4 protein-coding genes are annotated in these 3,748 nt (G+C 67.9%); 3 read left to right on the plus strand and 1 reads right to left on the minus strand.

Annotated features, from left to right (window positions below):
* From WB461_RS04640 to WB461_RS04650, 3 genes are all read left to right on the plus strand, one after another.
* On the plus strand, positions 1-666 hold a 666-nt coding region (locus WB461_RS04640), incomplete at its 5' end, for an MBL fold metallo-hydrolase (RefSeq protein ID WP_423851549.1).
* 134 nt (positions 667-800) lie between these two features.
* Positions 801-2,249 (plus strand): MFS transporter, encoded by a 1,449-nt coding sequence (locus tag WB461_RS04645; protein ID WP_423851550.1) that lies wholly within the window; start codon positions 801-803, stop codon positions 2,247-2,249.
* Between the two features lie 9 nt (positions 2,250-2,258).
* The gene (locus tag WB461_RS04650; protein WP_423851551.1) at positions 2,259-2,522 is read left to right on the plus strand and encodes a hypothetical protein; all 264 of its coding nucleotides are present in this window, start codon (positions 2,259-2,261) and stop codon (positions 2,520-2,522) included.
* On the opposite strand, the gene WB461_RS04655 is transcribed toward WB461_RS04650, so the two are convergent.
* A partial coding sequence (locus WB461_RS04655) for a CDP-glycerol glycerophosphotransferase family protein (RefSeq protein ID WP_423851552.1) occupies positions 2,511-3,748 on the minus strand: 1,238 nt, incomplete at its 5' end. The genes WB461_RS04650 and WB461_RS04655 overlap by 12 nt on opposite strands.

A 3,748-nucleotide genomic window follows, 5' to 3' on the forward strand; every position in this document is an offset into this window, starting at 1 on the left:
CACGACTTCGCCGACCCGAAACGGATGGGCCCGGCCCGCATCCTGCTGCGCCCCGAACGCAACGACGCCAAGACCGCGGTGGCCCAGATCGAGGCGCTCGGTCACAGCGCTGCTGACGTCTCGCACATCGTGCTGACCCACATGGACTTCGATCACATCGGCGGCATCGCTGACTTCCCCGACGCGACTATCCACACGACCGCCGACGAGTACGACTGGGCCGTCGTGAACCCCGACTTCGTGTCCAAGCAGCGCTACGCGCAGAAGCAGTGGGCCCACGGGCCCATCTTCCAGACGCACTCCGGACCCGGTGACATCTGGAAGCACGGAATGACCGGCATCGAGGTGCTCCCGGGAATCACGTACGTCCCGATGACGGGTCACACCAAGGGCCACGCGGCTGTTGCGGTTGACGCCGGGGACCGCGGCCTGCTGGTGCACGCCGGCGACGCCGTGTTTGACGCGAACTCGTACACCGCAACCTCGCCGTCGGGGAGACCTCTCAGCAAGATCGGCATGTTCCGGGCGTTCGAGAAGGTCATGGCCGACGACCGCAAGAAGCTCGACGGCAACCACGCTGCGCTTCGCCGACTGAACGACACGGACGGCATCACCGTGCTGAACGCCCACGACAAGCGGATCTTCGACGATCTTGCCTCCTCCTGACCGGGCGTCGGGGATGTCGCTGACTGGTCGATAGGCGGTCGCCTCCGTGACCAGCGGCACGTAGTGATCCGGAGGGCCGCTCCGTATAGTTGGTTGCGCCGAGCAATCACCTTTACCTCTCCGGGAGCCGTCCTGTGTCTTCGTCGACCCGACGCACGCACTACTGGCTGACTTTTGTCGTCCTCTCGGTGGCGGTCTCGTCGTACTCACTGATGCAGTCGCTGACGATCCCTGTGCTCGCGGAGATCGAGAAGCAGCTCAACACCGACCAGAGCACCGTGACGTGGGTCCTGACGGCATACCTGCTGTCGGCATCGGTGTTCACGCCGATCATGGGCCGGCTCGGGGACGCCTACGGCAAGCAGCGCCTGCTGGTGCTCTCTCTCGTCGCCCTGGCGGCTGGCTCGTTGCTCGCCGCGCTGGCCACCAGCATCGGGGTGCTGATCCTCGCCCGCGTCATCCAGGGTGTCGGCGGCGGCGTGCTGCCGCTGGCCTTCGGCATCATCCGAGACGAGTTCCCGCACCACAAGGTCGGCGGAGCGGTCAGCGTCGTGTCCTCGCTGCTGGCGGTCGGTTTCGGTGCCGGGATCGTGCTGGCCGGCCCGATCGTGTCCGGACTGGGCTACCACTGGCTGTTCTGGCTGCCATTCATCGTGACGCTCGTGGCCGCCGTGGCTGCGATGGTCGTCGTCCCGGAGTCGCCGGTACGCACACCGGGGCGCATCGCGGTGCTGCCGGCCGTCCTGCTCTCGGCCTGGCTGATCGCCCTCCTGCTCGCGCTGAGCGAGGCACCAAAGTGGGGCTGGGGGTCTTCGCGAACCATCGGTCTGCTGGCGTTGTCAGCGGTTCTCGTGGTGGTGTGGATCCGGGTCGAGCAGCGTGCTGCCGTTCCTTTGATCGACATGCGAATGATGCGCCTGCCCGGGGTGTGGACGACCAACCTCGTCGCCCTGCTGGTCGGCGTCGGCATGTATGCCTCCTTCGGCTTCATCCCGCAGTTCAACCAGACTCCCAGCGCCAACGGGTATGGGTTCGGGTCGAGCGTCACCGAGTCGGGTCTGCTGATGCTGCCCTCGGCCGTCGCCACATTTCTCACCGGGCTCGTCGCGGCGCCGATCGCGCGGCGGATCGGGCCCAAGGTCGTGGTCGTGATGGGTTCGACACTGGGTGCTGCCGGCATGCTCATGATGGCTTTCTTCCACGCCGCGCAGTGGCAGGTGTACGTCTCGAATGGCATCGTCGGCCTCGGGATCGGTCTGGCCTTTGCGTGCCTCGCGGGTCTGATCGTTGCCGCCGTTCCGCCGGAGCAGACGGGTGTCGCCAGTGGCATGAATGCCAACATCCGTACGATCGGCGGTTCGATCGGCACAGCGGTCATGGCGAGCATCGTCACGGCGCACTTCTTGCCGAGCGGCTTCCCCCGGGAGATCGGCTACACGGCCGGATTTGCCGTGCTGGGTGGCGCCCTGCTGCTCGCGGCGGTTGCGGCGCTGGCGATCCCGAGCATCTCCGGCAAGCAGCTCGAAGAGGACCTCGAGCAGGAGCCGTCTGCCGGATCGCTGCGATCTCCTGCCCCCGCCTAGACTCCACGCATGAGCCGCTCCAACACCTTCTTCCGGGATGGGTCAGGACAGCTCGTGCTGTTCCAGGCCCCCAACGCCGCGATCTGGGTCTTCCTTCTTGCCACCGCCGCGCGATTGAGCCCCTACGACGACCGGGACGGCGAGCTGCGCTGGATCGGCGCAGGCGCGCTCATCGTGTGGGGTCTGGACGAGCTGCTGCGCGGAGCCTCACCATTTCGTCGCGTCCTCGGTGTGCTGGTGCTGGGCTGGCAGCTGTGGCGACTACTGGCCTGACAGCTCGACGACAAGGTCCATGAAGCGCTGTGCGGGCTCGGCCCGCTCCGGGCCGCCGAGGTAGTGGTCGGCCCGTTCTGACCGGCGGCCGGCCAGCGGGTCGGCACCGAGTGCGGCGTCAAGAGCCTGATCGATCGCCACGAGATCGCGGTCGATGACGTACGCCGCCTCGGCAGATGGATGCGCGCGGCGGAAGGCGCCGGCGTCGGCGAACTGCGCGGCGTACATCACCAGTGGCTTGGCGCTGGCCATGAAGTCCACCACGATCCCCGACACGTCCGAAACCATCGCGTCCACAGAATTGAACGTTGCGATGAGCGGCTCGAGCATCGCAGCCTCGCCGTGTCGATGCCGGCGCCCGGTTGCGGCTGCGTCGGCGGCGAGCAGCTCGTTGACCCTGACGATCATCGCCTCGGCCTCGGCATGCTTCTGACCGGCGAAGTGCCGGCGAAAGACCACGGTGCAGCCACGATCGAGCAAGGACTGGACGATCTGGTCGGCGACGGCCAGCGACGACACGTTGAGCTGGTCGTCCGCGTGCCGCCAGGTCGGGGCGTAGAGCACCGTCGCCGGTCGGGGCGCCGAGCCTGTGGCGACGGCGATGCCTTCGGTCTGGGGGCGACCGATGATCCGCAGCTTGTCCTGCGGGATCGTCAGTCCCGCCGCGGCGAACCGGTCGATCGCGGCCTGTCCGGCCACGGCGATGATGTCGTACTGCAGCACCCGGTCCGAGGCGCTCAACGGCTTGTCGCTGTCGCCGTGGCCGAGGAAGACGTGGGTGGCCGCCGAATCGGCGATCAGCTCGGCGTTCGTGGCCGCACCGTGGGGATAGAGGGCGGCCCGGACGGTGAGGGGGATCGCCCCCTGAACGATGGGGGTGCCGGGGTACATCGCGGCGAGCTCCCGGAACAGCCCCGGCGTCCGCGCGACGATGCACCACGGCACCTCGGTGCGGTCGATCCACGGAGACCACATGCCGATGTGCACGCCGACCTTGCCGGCGTACGGCACGGCGATGCGCGGCGCATACGCCCCGACCGCCGCACGTACCTCATCGCACCCGCTCGCGTATCGATGCATGATCCCGGCGAGCAGTCCCAGCACGGTGAGGGCGAAGATTGCGACGACCAGCCCGGCGATCGGGATGACGAGCAGGGCTCCGACCGTTCCGATGGTCAGCGCGAGGGCGGCCGCGGCCCACACTCGCAGGCGCATCGGCGGTGTGG

The organism is Aeromicrobium sp. (genome assembly GCF_049587115.1).
Classification (GTDB): domain Bacteria; phylum Actinomycetota; class Actinomycetes; order Propionibacteriales; family Nocardioidaceae; genus Aeromicrobium.

What these genes read in the sequence shown, in the direction of transcription:
- WB461_RS04650 (WP_423851551.1), top strand. Translation starts at nt 2,259, where the DNA reads ATGAGCCGCTCCAACACCTTCTTCCGGGATGGGTCAGGACAGCTCGTG.